Consider the following 17,678-nt stretch of genomic DNA (forward strand, 5'->3'; position numbering starts at 1 on the left):
ATTATATGCAAAGATTATAATGGAAAAATATTTTTCTCGTTAAATCTTTGTTAAAAAGACATCTGGCCAAAAAACAAACATATAACAGTTATATTTTAAATGCTTAAATATAAAAATAAGCACCTAACAATGCTAAGTACCTATTTTTAATACTATTTTAATTTTACTTTAAGGGTGCGGTAATTTATATAGAGTCATGGTGGTTGCAGCCATTTTAACGTGCCCTGCAACCTTAGACACAATGACTGGTAATCATCTTCTTACATACTTACAATGAATAATAAAGTTAACCAATGTGTATAATTTTACTATAGGTATATTATATTCCCTAATTGTTACAATATTATTTTATATAGGTTAAATAAATATTTACCATATGAATAAAATTTAGCACCTTAGATTGGTAGTAAATTCGTAGTGACTGCTTATTTTTTATTACTCAAATTTCCTTTAACCTTTCAGCAGTGGTGTAATCTTACCAGAATAGTATATGCATAAAGCATGAAGTGCTCTAGTACAGGCAGTATAAAACAGCAGTCTTTCCTCCTCACAACTATAATTTCCATCTCCTGCATTATATATAAGCACCACATCAAATTCTAATCCTTTAGAAAGGTAAGACGGAATTACCAAGGTATCACTTACATATTCATCATCATCCTTCATTATGGATTTAACATAAACCTTATCTTTTAAGAAACTGTATACCTCTTCTGCTTCCTTTACGGTTCTTGTTATGATACCAATTGATTTATAACCTTTCTCGTTATATATTTTTATATCCTCGAGAAGTCTTTCTTTTATAGCCTCTTCATCTATGAAGTCAAGGAGTAAAGGCTCATCTCCACTTCTTTCTACGCATTCATCAGAAATCTCCTTATTAAGCAGCCTTCTTGAAAACTTAGTAATTTCTATTGTTGATCTGTAGCTTTTGGTTAAATTTATTATGCAGGTATTATCTTTTGAAAATATATTGGATATATTACTATAATCTCCTACATTCATAAACGGATTGATGGATTGATGTAAATCCCCCAGTATGGTAATACTGGCAGACTGGAAAAGCTGATGAAATATCTCATACTGTAACGGTGTATAGTCCTGTGCTTCATCAATAATAACATATTTGATTTCTGAGGTTTTTGGGAGGTCTCCAATGGCACCTTTTAGATATAGAAGAGGCGGCTGATCCTCATAATTAAGTATTCGAGTCTTTAGTTTTTCTAGAGTATAACTTTTGATTTTATCAATTTCCGTCTCACAGTATTTAGTATTTGAACTTGCATAAAAAAATTCAAGTTTCTCAAAAAGTTTTTTATAAATATCTACCAAATCAAGTTCTGTCATCCTATTGATTTCATAATAAATATTCTTCATTTCTTCCTTTACTACAAGTGTACTTCTCTTCATAATTTCTACTTTATCCATATAAGAATCCGAATCCTCAAGATCACTATCCACTTCTTCTATCCGCAGCTTTTTATAAGGCTCTACAAGAAATAAAATTCTTTCTCTTATCTTTTCAAGCCTCCTCTTCAGCGGAAGCTGCACATAATCTTTAAAAAATAATTCTTGTATATCCTTAGAGGAAATTATCAAATTACCTCTGAAAATAATATCCGTAAAATTTCTATCCATCTTTTCAAGATAGGATACATATCGTTTTAATATATCTAAAAATTCCATAGAAGACTTAAATTTTATATTGCTGATTCTCTTTTGGTAAGAATCTTGCTTCTTAGAGACGAGAATATATTCCATCATCTCGCAATAGTTTTCCTTTATAAGCTCACTGCCTAATGCCGCATGCATATATTCTTTAAATGTGGTCTGGTACATATTGTCTTCTCCAAGCTGTGGCAATACATTGGAAATGTAATCATTAAAAATATCATTGGGAGAGAATATTACTATATTTTGAGGCTTTATTTTATCCCGCTGTTTATATAAGAGATAGGCAATTCTATGAAGAGCAACAGAGGTCTTCCCGCTTCCAGCAGGACCCTGGACAATCAGATTTTTGTACTCCTCATTACGAATTACTTTATTCTGCTCTCTTTGAATAGTTGTTACTATTGTCTTCATTTTACTATCAGTGCTTTTACTCAAGATATCCTGCAGCACTTCATCGTCTATCTTAAGATTACTGTCAAACATATACTCAATTTTACCATTATTAATTTTATACTGCCTTTTCAGTGTAATCCTCCCATCTACAATTCCTTCAGGACATTCGTAGCTGGCCTCTCCAATTTCGTAATCATAAAACATGCTGGAAATTGGTGCACGCCAGTCATATATGAGAATATCGTAATTATCATTAATAAGATTTGAAATTCCAATATAACACTTTTCAGCTTTCTTATCTCCCTTTTCAAGGAAATCAATTCTTCCGAAATAGGGTGATAAAAGCATTCTCTCATATTTTTCCTCAAGTTTTTTGGTAAACTCATGGCTTCTCTTCTCCATTTTCATTGTATTGATAAATTGCATGAAGTCTACAATCTGTTCCAGTCCATTGCTTACGGAAACAGAACCTATATCCTGCCACAGTTCCCTTTGTGTTTTAATGGCATCCTTTTTAAATCTTTCTTTAAAATCATGTTTTTCACTAAACTGTTTTCTAACTTCTTTAAGCACCTCCTGCAGCCATTTATTTTCAAGCTTCCATTTAACGTCATTCCTGTTCATGATATACCCCCTCCTTTTTGACGAATAATTAAATAAGATTTTTTTCAAATACTGTTGACACCATTATTATAAGGGTGTATAATGTAATTAGAGGTTTATATTATACTTTTATAAGGTGATATCAAATTTAGTGTATCACTTTTATTTTGTTGTGTCAATGTAAGGGCATTTGTCATTGGGCAAGTGTCTTTTTGTGGTGTAATTCATCTGTTTGTACCTAAATTGACGTCGTTACCTCGTAGGCATGAGATAACGCATCAATAACAACTTTTTTTGCAGTTTCCTCTGATATTTGTTCTTGTACTTCGAATGAATTATATGGGAGATCCATAGTCCACCAAGAGATTGATTCTATAATAAATCTTGCTGCTAATTTCAAATCTTCTATTTTCCTAATACGCCCATATTTTTCAAACAGCTTTAAATACTCATATACACTCGTAAAGAAGTAAGATCTGAATTGCCTGTAGATCTCAACAAATTCTTCATGTTCATTTGTATTTTTTTCAAAAATCAGACATCCTCTTGCATATTTTGAAATCGTATCAAAGGCATTTGATATCATGCTTTGGAAATTATATCCTATTGAGATCTCTTCTTTATGCTTATCAAATTCTTTAGAATTATTTATTAACACTGAATGAACTTCTTCTTCTAATCCTATAAAATCCTTTTCAGTGATTGGCAAACTTAAAGGGCCATGGATATACTCTGGAGATATGATACATTTAATAACGAATCCATACACTGCTTCTTTACTTTCAAATAAATGATACATACTGCCAACAGCTATTCCAGCAGCCTTCGCTATTTGATTAATCTGCGTCCTTGTATAACCCTGTTTAATAAACATTCTGCTCGCCACATCGAATATTTTATATAATCGTTCATCTGTCATGAATTTTCTCCCCTTTACCTTATTCCTTTTGCCTTATCTTTTCCTTTATTATAAATCACGCATATAAGGATTGTCACTAAATAAGACATACCTAATATAAGAACAAATTGCAAATGCGGATTTATCCCAATTTTAAATATTTCATATGCTATAAAAGTCATAATTGGCATATGTACAATGTAAACCTGAAAAGATATCTTATTCAGAAATGATAAAATTCTACTTTTTATCGCTGGAATGAAGAAATGGCCTATTCCCAAAATAGAAAAACTAATTAACAGCTTAACAAGTTTTGCCACATAACCACGAACACTATACATTTCATTAATTGTATCAAAATAGCAACCCACTTCCCAGTAATAAAATAGTATTAGTAAAACTACTGATAAAAAAGTGTATTTATACTTATCACGATCTAAAGTTTTTTGAATTCGATCATCCATTGCAAAGAAATATCCCATTATAAATACATATAAATACCCGATTGGATTTCTTTCTCCTAAAAATGGGAAGATCCAAAACATAAACGGATATGGCATGCAAATTAATAACATCATCATGGGTTTTGTTAGAAATTCTATTGTTTTATCATAATGTTTGCTGCGAATTTTGCAGGCCAATTCTTTAAAAAATGGCAGACACAGTAATGTAAATACAAACAAATATAACAAAAACCATAAGTGCATTGGTCCGAACCCGGTTGTCATTGCCTCCATATTTCTCGAAACAGAAGTGAAATATAATTTTATTTGTTCGATAAAGGATTGCTTTCTTCCAATACTTAACCCATATAAATAAGACGTGATGGGATTTAAAAACACACATCCTAATACCATTGGAATAAAAATCTTTGATACCCTTGTTTTAATTATACTTCCTGCACTTCTTTGTTTTAATGAATAAAATAATGCCATACCTGATATTAGAAATAGTATTACCATATGCCATCTTGCTAAAAACATTTGCATATATTTACAGAATATCAACTCAGTATTTGCTCTTGCAAATATAATAATGTTATTATTTAAAATAAACATATCGCATACATGATAGAAGATAATACTTATAACTACAATTGCACGAATCCAATCTAAGTCGCACCTTCTCTTTATTTTATATTTTTCCATGGCGACCACCTCAAAATATTAACATGAATGAATTATTCATTCATGTTAATGATATCATTATAATTTTTATTTGTAAAGTAAATGTATGGACATAATAGTTTTGAACCACTAAAATCTAAACCATTGAGATTAGAAGCGCTAAGGTTACTCAACTATAGTTGGAAAGACCTATTTGCCGATTATTATTTAAGGAAACAGTCTTATAATGAAAAAGCCAGTCAAAGTGAAAAAACAATTCACTCCAACTGTCCTGTTATTACTTTCTATTCAATTACAACTTCTACATCAGTGCCATCCAGCAAAGTTACAATAACCTTCTCCACTATCCTAAAAAATAAATCCATATCAAATTCTTCCATGGATTTTGCATTTTTTATAATCATTATAAACCGCCTTGCCTTGTATCCCAATTCTAAATTCCAAATTTATCTTTACAAAGTAAATTTTGATATAACATTTAAAATATTATGATATAATTTATTTATGAATTATTAAATTTGAAAAGTCAATGTAAGGTGGGAATGAAATGTTTTATAAAATAAAAAAGAAACATGTAATATCAATATTAACATTGATAATTGCAATAGTGATTAGTTTTTCTTTTTTTAAAAGTATTACAAATAATCCGAAGCAGAATTCTGAAAAAACATCAAATATTCATACACAAGAAATATCTGAAACAGACTCTAAAGATACACAATCATCTGATGTGACCGAAAACTATGGAAATCCTGAAATCATAAGTCGTCATTATATCTATGAAAAAGATGTAGTTCCTCATGTTATACTTCTTGACCAATAAATATAATAACCATTCCTGCAATAAAAATGAGCACCCTAAATAACGGATGCTCATTTTTAACAATATTATTTTGAAGGGATGCAATTTTAATATACTAGCTCCTGGCAGTTGCATTTAAGTTTTAGGTGCCCTGCAACCACGGACACCGGGTTAAATTTTCATGCGGGGAACTAATCTATAATCTGTTATAATATTTATTATATATGGTATTTGTTACAATCTAATGTCCTATGTAATAATTATTTGTAAATAGCATAAAAAATAGACACCCTGAATAAAGGATGCCTGCTTCGTGTGTAAAGAACTTATTTTATGTTAGATTTAAAGTGGTGGTTGCATCCATATTTAAAGTGTCCTGCAACCACAGACACTGGTCTAAATATCCTCAATGCCTAGGGATATATTGTACATGGTCTATTATGTATTATATACATCAATTGTTACTATATTGTTTTGTACAAGTTAAATAATATTTACACATATCAAAAGGCACTCGAACTTAATCAAGTACCTTACACGATATATAGTATAATTTTTATTTACGGTTTCCCGTATTGTATACCACTGTATCTACCGTGTTCAAAAAAATCATATATGCTTTTCCTTCTCATTTCTCGTGTAAATACCATTATAATTTGATTTTTTTGTTTCATTTATATCAATATTATATTAACCTTTCATAATTCTTGCTGCATCTTAATTTATATCTGGTCTTAATTCCGTTCCGGCAGAATAGGATTCAAATATATCCTTTGCAAATAATTTTCCTAAAGCTTCTGCCATTTGTGAGCTACAAGAATTGTGTACACATATCAAATGATTCTTGGGTTCAGGTGGAGTTTGCTGTAGGAGCTGCTTTTCTCCATCTGAACCTTATTAACAGTATTCTTAGTGTCTTTAGCACTTAGAATACTTATCCTTTAGGGGAAGAACTTATCCAGGCGCATAGCAGTGCTTATCTCCCACTTTGAAGAAGCCTATACATTGCACACATCATTGGTAAGAAATTGGTAAACGAGCTGCAAGCCAACCTTTTGCAATATTATTAAGACACATTAAACCACGCCATATAACCTTTACGCCTGGTTGACCATCGCTTTTACGACCAAGGAACCCACCTAATTTAGCTATCATAAGTACAGCTTCCTGTAATGTTGGAGGCTGAATTGGTGGAATAGGAACTCCATTAATCACACAATAGAGTGCTTGCCACTCATACTCTTGTAGAACTATATCGCATGCTGTTTCTGGATTTTGCTCAGATTCGAACTTTAACCAAAGAAGCTTCCATGCCACTATAGAATATATTGCAAGGGCATTTTGCAAGCTTTCTGTGGTCTCCAATTGGAGTTTCTCAATATTACAACCACTTTTTAAAGTATAATGATAACGTTCAATTTTCCAACGTTGTTTGTACCATTTGATTTTTTCAACTGCTTGTTCAAGGTTTTCTACAGGTAATGTTGTTAAAAGAAGCCAATATATAGGTTTAATTCCTTTAGGAGGATTTATCTCCTCTGCCAAAACTAAATATAATTTAAGATTAGGTAATGACTTTGAATCTTTACGATTAACCGGAGGTTTTATTGTAACAGGACAATATTTCATAGATAATGTAGCTTCTCTTGGTGTACGTTTGTTTTCAGTGTCTCTAGGTATACTTGTAAGTAATTGACCCATTACAGGACTACTCTCAATTTCTTGAATTAGAGACTTACCGTTTTTGAGAACTCTCCTTTTTTGAGCGACTCTTACGAGCAAATCTCTTTCTTCTGATACTGCTTTATGGAAGAAATCATAAATGTCAGCTTCACGATCACAAACAGTAACTACATTTATATGTTTTGGAACATCTTTGAGGCTTGAATCTAAAGTGTCAAGCCACTTTTGACTTTCTTTATCTGATGTAGAGCGTTCACGTTTGGTAACCCGTTTTCCAAATTCTTTTGGATCACGTGTCCATACATATCTTGATAAAATGCCAAGAGGAATACCATCTACTGTTACTGCAAGAGTAGTATTATTTAACAACCCAAGATCATGTTCTGTGTTACCATATACACCTAAACCTTTAGTTGCAGGATGATCTTTATAATCTAATGCGGTAGTATCTTGGATTGCCAAGACAGTGTCATACTTTCTCATACGCTCGATAGTTTGTTCTCTATGGCTCATTAGGATTACCTCCGGTTTAACTCTATTATTACTAAAGAATCTATATGTTGCCTGTGCTCCAGCATAGCTCTTACATGCCTGAGGTATTGAACTCTCAGGGTTTTCGTAGAAAGAGTTAGCTATTTTAGTTAACCTCTTATTTAGTCTATTATCTGCAAAAGGTGCTTCATTAAATTCCTGTAGTACCCAATCATTAGTATGCATACAAACCTCCTAAATTATTTGGTCTTATATGCATATTAATATATTTATTTATGAATGTTCAAATGTATGTTTTGGCTCTGTATACGTTACTTACCAATTGATTCCCAAACTTATGTGCAATGTATAGCTTTGAAGAAGATGGGAGTACTAGTAATGGTAGCGTTCGGATAAAAAATCTTTGGATAAACTTATTGCTAGATAAAGTTTTAAGTTTATTCAAACCTTCTCACTTACGCCTTCATCTTTAATATAGATAGGACGCCCCTGCCCCCTATTGGGATTAGCAAACGGTCCCAATTTTTTAAATTCTACATTTGATAGTGGTGTAAAACCATCTGAAAATTCAGCAAACGTTCAAATACTTCTTTCCTTAAATTACTCATACCGCTTCAGCGGAAACGAGGAAAAAGTTCTTTTGCCGTTTCAGATATTATCTTGCGCTTCTCACCTTCGTCAAAGCCTAAGTAGCTGCTGAACTGTTCGATACTTTCAGTTACGCCTTTCTCGTAGCGCAATGGATAATCCGTACCGAATAGGATATGTGATGTTCCTACCAATTCTTTCAATGTAAAAAATACACTAGGCGAGGTTGAGAGCGCCACATCATAATACAAACTTCTCAAGGATGCAAGAACTTCATCGCTGGACAAGCTACTTACCTTGTTTTCCTGTGCAACAGTACTCAAACGATATGCAATATATGGAATGACTCCTCCTGCATGAGAAACAATCCATTTAATATTTGGATACTTTTGGACTTTTCCTCTATAAATTAGATCCATCATGGCACGCGTTGTATCAAATGGGAATTCATAGATGGACATATCTTTTACAAACAGAGACTCATTCACTCCAGCGGGCTTAGTGGGATGAAGTAGTACAACCGCCGACCTCCTGTTTAACTCCGCGAGAATTTCATCCATGCGGTCATCGCCTATATAAATTCCTTTGGTGTTGCTTGGAATAGAAAATCCATCCACTTTCAGTGTGTCATATGCATAGTCAATCTCTTTTAATGCATCGTCAACAAATTCAGTCGGCAGACATGCCAGCATTCCATATTTCTTTGGATCATAAGTAACAAATTGAGCTAAAAAGTTATTCATTTGCCTGGTTACTTCAGGACTTGCCGACACAGGTAGCGAAAATAATGCTCCTGTTATCCCCGTCCTATTCATTGTCTCTTCATCTATTTTCATGTTCCAAGGTGGCAATAATGCTGCATTAGGATTATTTTTTCCTATTACATGGTGATGTACATCAATAAAACACATATTTATTTCCTCCTTAAATTATAGTTAAGCGAACACCTTGTCGCCAAACTGATTGAACAGATAATGTATCAGAAATATTTGACGTTGGATCGCCCTTAACTAGCAATAAGTCGGCACGAGCACCATCCACGATCCGTCCGCGGTCAATGAGTCCAAAACGTCGCGCCGGAACCGAAGTAGCAGCTCTTAACACCTCAATAGGTGCCAAGCCGGCCTTGACAAGCAATTGCAGTTCATGGTGCAAACTTGCTCCGGGTACCATACCACCAACATCAGGTGTTGAAGAATCGGCACCAGCTAAAATATCTACGCCGGCATCGTGAAGTGCCTTCACTGTTTCCAAAAGATATTCTGTCTTCCCTTGTGGATAAGAATTGATGTGTTTATAAAGCGCGTTTATCCATTCTTCACTTAATTTAGAGCGTACACGTTCATCTTTGGCGAACTCAGCCGCGTCACTGTCTCCTATTGTGGAAGCGCCAGCGACAATAGTGGGGCACACAAACACTCCTGAATTTACAATAGTATCAATGATTTCTTTAGTATAGGGCTTGTCGATGAAAATATGCATTAATCCGTCTATTCCAGCTTTAATCGCACGTTCAGAAGCTTTAATAGTCATTGTATGGGCAACAGCCATTTTCCCAAAACGATGAGCTTCGGCACAAGCAGTCGCAAGCACTTCATCAGTAATGTCAGGTGTACCCGGCTTCCCGAACACCGTTCCGTCCTCAACCATAATTTTAATGTAGTTAGCGTCTTGCTCTACACGCTTTGCCACAACTTTAGCAGCCTCTTTAGGAGTTGATGCAAACTTAATTGCCTCGCTCATATCAAAACCCTGAGGCATCTTAGGAATGGCGTCTTTCGGTATAAGCTCGTGGGGGTGACCTCCTGGAGCAGTAACTGCAAAGAATGAGCTTAAAGCATCAGCTATATCTCTGCGCTCATCAAGCACTCTTTTCTGCTCTTTTGACCAATACCCCTGCATGATATACACGGTAGTAACACCAAAAGTTAAGGCAATCTTCCGACTTTCAGGGTTAGCATGTGTATGTGCGTCAATTAAACCCGGAAGCAGCGTACATCCTTTCGCATCAATAACTTCTGCGCCATCAGGAGCAGGACCTCCAACGTTGACAATCTTTTCTCCTTTGATTGTAATTGATTGCTTTTCGATAACACATTCGCCATCAAAGATTTTTACGTTGGTAATGAATGTAATTTTGTCTTTACCCATATTAATTACCTCTTTTCAATAATATTGTTTCGGATTAACCCCCTGATTTTGGACAGAATCTAATAAATTCTTCATTTCTTAAATTCTTCATTTCTCTTAAATTTAGACCCTTATTTGAATATTTGTTAGGTTTTCTCCAAAATAAAGGTTATAAAATTCATGTGGAGCCATAAATCTTAAACTTGAGTGTAATCTCCTATTATTGTAGAATTCCATAAATTCATTTACTATTTTATATGCTTCCGCATAGCTTTGAAATTCATTAATTCTTAAACACTCATCCTCAAGTATTCTGTGAAATGATTCTATATGTGCGTTTTTATTTGGTGTCTTCACTGGTATTCTCTCATGTTCAATTTTAAGTTCTTCACAGCATTCATCAAATTTATGACTTATAAACTGAGGTCCGTTGTCTGTTCTTATTACTGGCTTTTTAGAGTCTTCCTCAAACAAGTTTCTTCTTATTAAGCACTTTCTAAGTAGTGCCGTAGCATCTTTAGCCTCACAGTGTAAACCCATGTGGTAATCTATAATGCTCCTATCAAAGATATCAATTAAATTTAGTAAGTAGAAGAACTTATCTTTGCCTTCTATGTAGCCATATTTTATATCCATTTCCCATAGTTGATTTGAGCCTGTTATAGTTCTGTTGACTGCAATATTTCTCTTTATTTTAGCTTTAATTATTCTCTGGTCTTTAAGTATTCTCAGTTCCTTGCAAAGCCGATAAACCTTCTTATGATTAATCACAAGATTATAATATTTTCTTAAATGGTAAGTTATTTTTCTATATCCATAGTTAATAGCATCCCCGTCAATGGCCTCCAAAATAAATTCCTTAATCTGATCGTCGCATACTTTTTCACCATCTCTGTTTATACTATATCCTTTTGGCTTTCCACCCTTAGGTCTAGCCTTTTCTCTGCCTTCTACGCTTAAATTATAGTAATATGTTGACCTTCCGAGTTTAACTACTTTAAGTACAAATACCGCATTGTATCCTTGCTCTATATACTTTTTAGCTATTTCTACTTTTTCTTTAATTGAGGGTTTGATTTTTTTATTAAGTCTCTAAGAATTGCTATTTCTAAATCTTTTTCTCCTAGCAATTTTTTAAGCTGATCATTCTCTTTTGTTACCTCTGTCAACTCATTTTCAAGTTCTTTTTCTCCCTCAACTAAAGCTTTTCTACCAGGCTTAACTTTAATCTCATCCTTAGAATTTTTTATCCACGTAAATATAGTTGATTTTGAGATCCCATGCCTTCTTGATACCAGTGAAACATTTCCTACTTCTTTCACTTCTCTTAATACCTCTTCTTTTAATTCTTTTGTATAACTTTTTCCTTTCATAGTTTGCCTCCAATCACTTTCTACATTATAATAAATATAGATATAATTGTCCAAGTTTATTTAGGGGCTTAAGAGGTTTCTAAACACTGTTTGGTTTCTACAAGCATAGTATATGGCTGCAATTTAAACCGAACTTAAATGGAGTTTAAACGCAATGTAAACAAAAAGAAAAACCACAGTCAGTTAATTTAGCCTGTGGTAATCCACATATTAGTTTTTATCTGGGTAGAAAAACAGTAAATTCCGTACCTTTTCCAATTTCACTGGTAAGAGATATTTTCCCTCCGTGTAAATCAACAATCTTTTTTACTATTGAAAGTCCAAGTCCGTTGCCACCCAAAGAACGGTCACGAGATTTATCTGCTTTATAAAACCGTTCGAAAATTCGTGGCTGATCTTGCGGTGAAATACCTCTACCTGTATCGGAGATTTTACACTCAATTTCATTTTCATTGCTTGATAATTTAACTCCTATATTTCCGTTTTCGGATGTGAATTTAATAGCATTATGAAGCAAATTTATAAATACCTGACTTAATAAATCCTCATCACCGCATACTATCGTCTTCTCAAGAGAAACGTCAAGTGTGATACTTTTCGCAGACCACTGTGGTTCTAGCATGAGTAAAATACTTTCAATTTGCTTGTCGATTTGATAGTTCTTTAAATTTAAATTATGATTTTCTGATTCCAAATTAGATAACCTTAATAAATTTTCGCTTAGCTTGGATAATCTTTTGCTTTCAGCTTCTATTATACTGGCATAGCGTGATATTTGGCTCTCGCTTAAATTTCTTTTTCTCAGCAGTGCAGCAAACCCTGAAATAGAGGTTAAAGGTGACTGTATTTCGTGTGATACATCTGATATAAAATCTTGCCGCATTTTTTCCAAAGAACCTAGCTCTTTTGCCATTCTGTTGACTTCATCTGCTACCTCATTAAAAGGGTCGAGTTCGTTTGTTTTAACAAGCACATTGAAATCACCGGAAGCTATCTTGTTTATGGCTTCAATAGCTCCACTCAATACTTGAGAGCGTGAAAGGTCAAACTTTCTTTTTTTACTGGTGAATCGCCAGTGTAATTGTAAATATATTTCCCAACCAACAAAAAATATCACAACAGAAACGAAGCTTTGAGCAATATAGAGTAGATATGAATGGATAATTCCTGATTGACTGAAAATGAATGTGCATATATAGTATCCACAGGTTAAACTAAGTAACGCCGAAAAAAAAATTAGCATTACTGAAGAAAAACACCAATTTCCCCTCACTTCGCCGCCTCCAATCTATAACCAAGTCCCCGAATTGTAGTAATTTTGAACTTGTAAACATGAGACGGAAATCTCTCTCTAAGACGATTTATATGAACATCAAGTGTTCGCTCGTTTCCTTCAAAATCAAGACCCCAAACCTCTTCAATCAACCTATTACGAGAAAGGGTTTTACCAGGATAGCTTCCAAGCATGAATAAGAGTTCAAATTCTTTCATGGGTATATCGTAATTTTCATTGTTACTAATGACCGTATAACTACTTTTATCCATGGCTAAATTACCTATATTAATAGTTTGTGAAGCAACTACTTTATAACGCCTCAGAAGTGCTTTTATTCGAACAAGTAGCTCATCAACCTCAAAGGGTTTTGTTAAATAATCGTCCGCACCAAGCTCAAAGCCCTTTACTTTTTGGGAAAGCTCGCTTTTGGCGGTCAACATTAAAATGGGCATATCCTCATAATATCTACGTACCTGTTTGCAAAATTCGTAGCCGTCCATTTGAGGCATCATAATGTCAAGAACACAAAGGTCTATTTTTTCCTCTCCAAGTTTTTGTAATGCATCTCTCCCGTTTACAGCTTCAGACACAGAAAATCCGTCATTTTTCAATACTGTGCAAATAAGCTCTCTAATATAACCGTCATCATCTATAACTAGAACCTTATTCAAATCTCTCACCCTCCTCTTATGAGTATACACAATCAATGTAAATACAATATAAACTGAACCTATTTTTTTCGTTTATTATTTTGAAAAGCCGATTCAAATCTATCATTCCAAAGATTGAGTAGTGATGATATGACAAACAGCACAATAAAAAATATAATTAAAACAGCTGGATACAAAAATGATAGCACAAATACAGCTACAATGCTTATGAAAGTCAATATTAACTTTTTCTTTGGAATTTCTATTCTAGTTCCTTTTATTAAATTTTTGCTGTAGGATAAACTTTGTTCCTAAATCGTAAAATGAACCTCCTCTTCGAAATTTTCAATATAAAAAAAGCCTGTACTGTCAGGTATGGGCTTTTAGTTGTATAATTGGTAATATTTCGAGACATATTTAACTCCTTCTTCAGTTATTATCTGCTTATTAAAGGTATCCATATCATCATAATGAATATCCTTGGGATAAACATATTCTAAATCTTTTAAGTCCGTGTGCCATAAATCTTCACCATTTGTCACATGATACATCGCTACATACTTAACCTTGCTTTTATATTTATTTAATAATACACTAATGTTTTTATCTATATTCTCTAAATCATCCTGGTTATATGATCTCATTATATTAACAATTTCATTATTTCTTTTGTCATATTGTTTTGTGCAAATATTAATTCCAACAACAAAAGTTGAAAATGATATTAAAGCCAGCAAAAGAAATGATACTGCTGCAATTAATATTTTTTTGGCTTTTTTGTTTACAAACTTAAATATCCCCAGCAATTCGTTTTCAATTTGAGTTTGTTCCCCAAATCTTTCAATGGCAATAGTGATACTTTCTTCATCCGACTTACCTTCTGATTTTAATTCTTCTACAATTTGTAGTAAATGATTTCTCATTTCCTCTTTTAATATTTCAATTTCTTCTTTATCTCCATCAACATGTCTATAAACTGAATTAACATATCTATCAATTTGTTCCATGAATCATACCCCCTTATAAAATGTATTAATAACATTTTTGAAGAACAACCATTCATTCTCCTTGCTTTTTAAATAATTAATACCTTATTCAGTAATTTTATAATATCTACGCCTTCCTCTACCACAATTATGATATAAATTCAACTTTCCTTTTATGATAAATATTAATGAAAGAAGAAATTATAAATAAAACAATGCTTGATACTATACATATAATTATAAAGATATTTAAAATATTATTAATTCCATACTGCAGCCATTGAATTCTTGGCTTAATGTAATGAACAGAAATATACCATTTATTATTAGTGGTTAAATATTCCTTACCTGACGAAGCATTTGATATATATCCTATTCTTTTTAAATCATTATTAAGCTGAGCATAACTTGGATATATATTTTTTGCATTCTTAAAAGAAGCTGTGTCCATATTTCCATTATAATTTGGGGGATATTTGAATACTGCTATATACTTTAATTCCTTATTGTAAAATTTAAATTTATTATTATTTTCTTTAAATAACGTCTCTAGCTTACCGCTGGATACATCATTATTACTTTTTATTATATCTTGTACATCATATAAGATTTTTGTATCTATATAACTTGAATTATATTTAATAAAATTTTGAAATATTAAAAATATCACACCTATAATTAATAATATAAATGCTGTATTACTGATTTTTCTCGAAAAGCTTTTTTCAGTGGTATAGACTTGTTTAAGCTGTTTTTTTAATATATCCACTTGTCCAAATTTATTTATAGCTATATCAATACTTTCATCTTGGGATTTTCCCTGCCTTTTTAGTTCTTCTACGGATTGTAATAAATGATTCTTCATTTCCTGTCTTACTATGGTAATTTCTTCATTTCTACCTTTTAAATTTTTACAAACTGAGTTAATATATCTGTCTAATTTATCCATATTTATACCTCCTCAAAAAAAATATCGATAATACTTTTAAAAAATATCCACTCATCTTTCTTTTTGCTAAGATAATTTATACCTTTATCAGTTATTTTATAATACCTCCTTCTCCCACCATTACTTTCTGTATCACCCCAATAAGAATGAACTAATTCATTCTTTTCTAATCTTTTTAGCACCACATATAAAGTACCTTCCTTAATTTCAAATTTTTCTTTACTCATGTTCCTAATTTTTTTTGAAATTTCATAACCATATAAATCATTATTTTTAAGCAAAGATAATATTATACTTTCTATATATCCTTTTATCATTTCTTTATTTATTTCCAATAAAAATCACTTCCTTATATTATATATATCATAGATTACTATATACTGTAAAGTAATCTATGGTAATTAAGTTATTTTATATATACTAAAAAGAGCTAGTTTAAAGTAACTCGCTCTGTATTAATATTTGTTATTTATTATTCACTATTTCCTATTTCCATCACTGTCAAAAATACTTCTTAAATGTATTTCTGAAATAAAAACGCCAATTAAAATAACTGGTACTATTCCAATAGATAATACAACAGCAATTAAGCCATTGAAATTATCATAAAATACTACAGCAAATATCAAAGTCAACACAAGGTATACTGCTCCACATATAACTTTCAATTCATCAATTGTTGAGTTCGTCTTCTCTATCAAAGATATTCCTTCTTGTACCTTCTGTTCTTTTAAAGTAAAAAATTTTACTTTAACTTTTAAATTTTCAATTTTTATCGCAAAATTATTCACCTGTAAGTTCTATATGTTCTTCCTCAACCTTAGAAAGTACATTAAATATCTTTACAATGTTTTCTTCATGAATTTCTTTTTCATATTTTTTATAATATTCTACAGCATGTTTTTCCCTTTCACAAGCTGCAGCAAGTAAAGCTTCATCGGTATTATATTTTGAATAATCCATATCTTTAAGTACTGGAAATTCTTTAATACCAGCTATTTTCTTGTGAATTCTAGCATGCATATATTCTATGCTTGATAAATCCTTAAACATACTTTTTACATTTTCATCTTTTGCCATATCTGAAGCCTTCTTATAAAAATCCCCATTAAAAACTTCCAACTTAACTGCATGATCTATTATTTTTAAATCATTTCGATTCAATTTATTTCTATCATATTTTATTTCTTGTCCATCTTCTATTAAATATTCAATTGCTGCTCCACAAAATGGGCAATACATTATTTTTTCTTTACTATTTGAATTTATAAATGCTTCTTTATTAAAATTATAATTCTTTTCATTTATTCCCATACCGCAAACAATACAAGTCATTTTAACCATATAAACATTCCCTTCTAAATAACTTTTAATTTTAGTATAGCATAAAATAAGTATTAATCTGTTTAAAATAAATGCCTGTTTTTAGTCTACTAATTATTTTATAAAATTTTTCACTTGTGACGCAAGTTTTGAATTAAAGGAAACATCTAGGAACATGAATGATATAAATATAACAGAAGAAGTTATAATAAAAGAGAAAAAGAACAGGAGCTTCATGCTACCAGAAAGCACTATAAAAAGTTGAAAGAATTGAATTTTATTTTGGATAAAGATCCAAGTAGTATTGAAGAAGATAGTACATTACAGAATCCATGTAATATACTATCTTTTCCCCTAAATCAAGTAATAAAATAGATAACTATGACTTCTGTATATCTAAAGCTGTCTATAAACTTATAGTTTTTATTCATAGATTTTCTATCAAAGCTAATAACAATTCGTCTAGCTACTTTAGAGGGAGACACTTATCTTTTAAAGAACAATTTTGACAATCAATATGTTTAGCAACATAGCTTCTTTTTTTGTATTTACCAGTATCAACACTAGTAAATCTAAGGATTTTATTATTAGGACATATAATATTGTAGGACAAGCATAAACTGTTAAGCTTCAGAGCATATGGTTATGAAATTTAACTACTTCACCCCTGGTTACAGAGCTGCTACTCCTACACTATAATTTCAAAGTACATATTATTCTAGTTAAACTTT

At 31.9% G+C, this 17,678-nt stretch carries 15 protein-coding genes and 2 pseudogenes; 1 reads left to right on the forward strand and 16 read right to left on the reverse strand.

Annotation, left to right across the window (positions count from 1 at the left end; translation table 11 throughout):
* Nucleotides 1–450 precede the first annotated feature (450 nt).
* The 3 genes from helD to BS101_RS14250 form a co-directional block, all read right to left on the reverse strand.
* Nucleotides 451–2,691: an RNA polymerase recycling motor HelD gene (helD, locus tag BS101_RS14240; protein ID WP_073539424.1), complete on the reverse strand. Its 2,241-nt coding sequence runs from the start codon at nucleotides 2,689–2,691 to the stop codon at nucleotides 451–453.
* Between the two features lie 217 nt (nucleotides 2,692–2,908).
* Nucleotides 2,909–3,589 (reverse strand): helix-turn-helix domain-containing protein, encoded by a 681-nt coding sequence (locus BS101_RS14245; protein ID WP_073539425.1) that lies wholly within the window; start codon nucleotides 3,587–3,589, stop codon nucleotides 2,909–2,911.
* 14 nt (nucleotides 3,590–3,603) lie between these two features.
* Complete coding sequence (locus BS101_RS14250) at nucleotides 3,604–4,716, reverse strand: acyltransferase family protein (protein ID WP_073539426.1); 1,113 nt, start codon at nucleotides 4,714–4,716, stop codon at nucleotides 3,604–3,606.
* A gap of 586 nt (nucleotides 4,717–5,302) precedes the next feature.
* Here BS101_RS14250 and BS101_RS14255 point away from each other — a divergent pair.
* A complete protein-coding gene (locus BS101_RS14255; protein WP_242951279.1) occupies nucleotides 5,303–5,518 on the forward strand; it encodes a hypothetical protein in 216 nt (71 codons plus the stop codon).
* 672 nt (nucleotides 5,519–6,190) lie between these two features.
* Here the strand turns inward: BS101_RS14255 and BS101_RS14260 are convergent.
* From BS101_RS14260 to BS101_RS24620, 13 genes and pseudogenes are all read right to left on the reverse strand, one after another.
* Nucleotides 6,191–6,301: pseudogene (locus BS101_RS14260) on the reverse strand (arsenate reductase ArsC); the annotation flags it as partial.
* A 210-nt stretch (nucleotides 6,302–6,511) separates the two neighbouring features.
* On the reverse strand, nucleotides 6,512–7,897 hold the full coding sequence (locus tag BS101_RS14265; RefSeq protein ID WP_073539428.1) for an IS4 family transposase: 1,386 nt from the start codon (nucleotides 7,895–7,897) through the stop codon (nucleotides 6,512–6,514).
* A gap of 389 nt (nucleotides 7,898–8,286) precedes the next feature.
* Entirely contained in the window at nucleotides 8,287–9,171 is an 885-nt protein-coding gene (locus tag BS101_RS14270) for an amidohydrolase family protein (RefSeq protein ID WP_073539429.1), read from the reverse strand.
* A gap of 13 nt (nucleotides 9,172–9,184) precedes the next feature.
* Nucleotides 9,185–10,411, reverse strand: coding sequence for an amidohydrolase family protein (locus tag BS101_RS14275; protein ID WP_073539430.1), 1,227 nt, complete (start codon nucleotides 10,409–10,411; stop codon nucleotides 9,185–9,187).
* 102 nt (nucleotides 10,412–10,513) lie between these two features.
* Nucleotides 10,514–11,763, reverse strand: a protein-coding gene (locus BS101_RS22385; RefSeq protein ID WP_156876055.1) for an IS3 family transposase whose coding sequence is annotated in 2 segments (ribosomal slippage) — nucleotides 10,514–11,475 and nucleotides 11,475–11,763 — 1,251 coding nt in all. Because the reading frame shifts where the segments join, the coding sequence is not laid out codon by codon here.
* 217 nt (nucleotides 11,764–11,980) lie between these two features.
* Nucleotides 11,981–13,036 carry a sensor histidine kinase gene (locus BS101_RS14290; protein WP_073539433.1) on the reverse strand — a complete coding sequence of 352 codons (1,056 nt, stop codon included), beginning with the start codon at nucleotides 13,034–13,036 and terminating at the stop codon, nucleotides 11,981–11,983.
* Nucleotides 13,033–13,710, reverse strand: a complete 678-nt coding sequence (locus BS101_RS14295) for a response regulator transcription factor (protein ID WP_073539434.1) — start codon at nucleotides 13,708–13,710, stop codon at nucleotides 13,033–13,035. Before BS101_RS14295 ends, BS101_RS14290 begins: the two co-directional genes overlap by 4 nt.
* Before the next feature lie 362 nt (nucleotides 13,711–14,072).
* Nucleotides 14,073–14,696: a permease prefix domain 1-containing protein gene (locus tag BS101_RS14300; protein ID WP_073539435.1), complete on the reverse strand. Its 624-nt coding sequence runs from the start codon at nucleotides 14,694–14,696 to the stop codon at nucleotides 14,073–14,075.
* A 127-nt stretch (nucleotides 14,697–14,823) separates the two neighbouring features.
* The gene (locus BS101_RS14305) at nucleotides 14,824–15,624 is read right to left on the reverse strand and encodes a permease prefix domain 1-containing protein (protein WP_073539436.1); all 801 of its coding nucleotides are present in this window, start codon (nucleotides 15,622–15,624) and stop codon (nucleotides 14,824–14,826) included.
* A 2-nt stretch (nucleotides 15,625–15,626) separates the two neighbouring features.
* Nucleotides 15,627–15,959: a PadR family transcriptional regulator gene (locus BS101_RS14310; protein ID WP_073539437.1), complete on the reverse strand. Its 333-nt coding sequence runs from the start codon at nucleotides 15,957–15,959 to the stop codon at nucleotides 15,627–15,629.
* Between the two features lie 144 nt (nucleotides 15,960–16,103).
* Nucleotides 16,104–16,415: a hypothetical protein gene (locus BS101_RS23905; RefSeq protein ID WP_242951280.1), complete on the reverse strand. Its 312-nt coding sequence runs from the start codon at nucleotides 16,413–16,415 to the stop codon at nucleotides 16,104–16,106.
* A complete protein-coding gene (locus tag BS101_RS14320; RefSeq protein WP_073539438.1) occupies nucleotides 16,408–16,968 on the reverse strand; it encodes a ferritin-like domain-containing protein in 561 nt (186 codons plus the stop codon). The genes BS101_RS23905 and BS101_RS14320 overlap by 8 nt, the downstream gene beginning before the upstream one ends.
* A 353-nt stretch (nucleotides 16,969–17,321) precedes the next feature.
* Nucleotides 17,322–17,545 (reverse strand): annotated as a pseudogene (locus BS101_RS24620) (transposase); the annotation flags it as partial.
* Between the last annotated feature and the right edge of the window lie 133 nt (nucleotides 17,546–17,678).

It is taken from the genome of Clostridium kluyveri, from assembly GCF_001902295.1.
GTDB lineage: Bacteria > Bacillota > Clostridia > Clostridiales > Clostridiaceae > Clostridium_B > Clostridium_B kluyveri_B.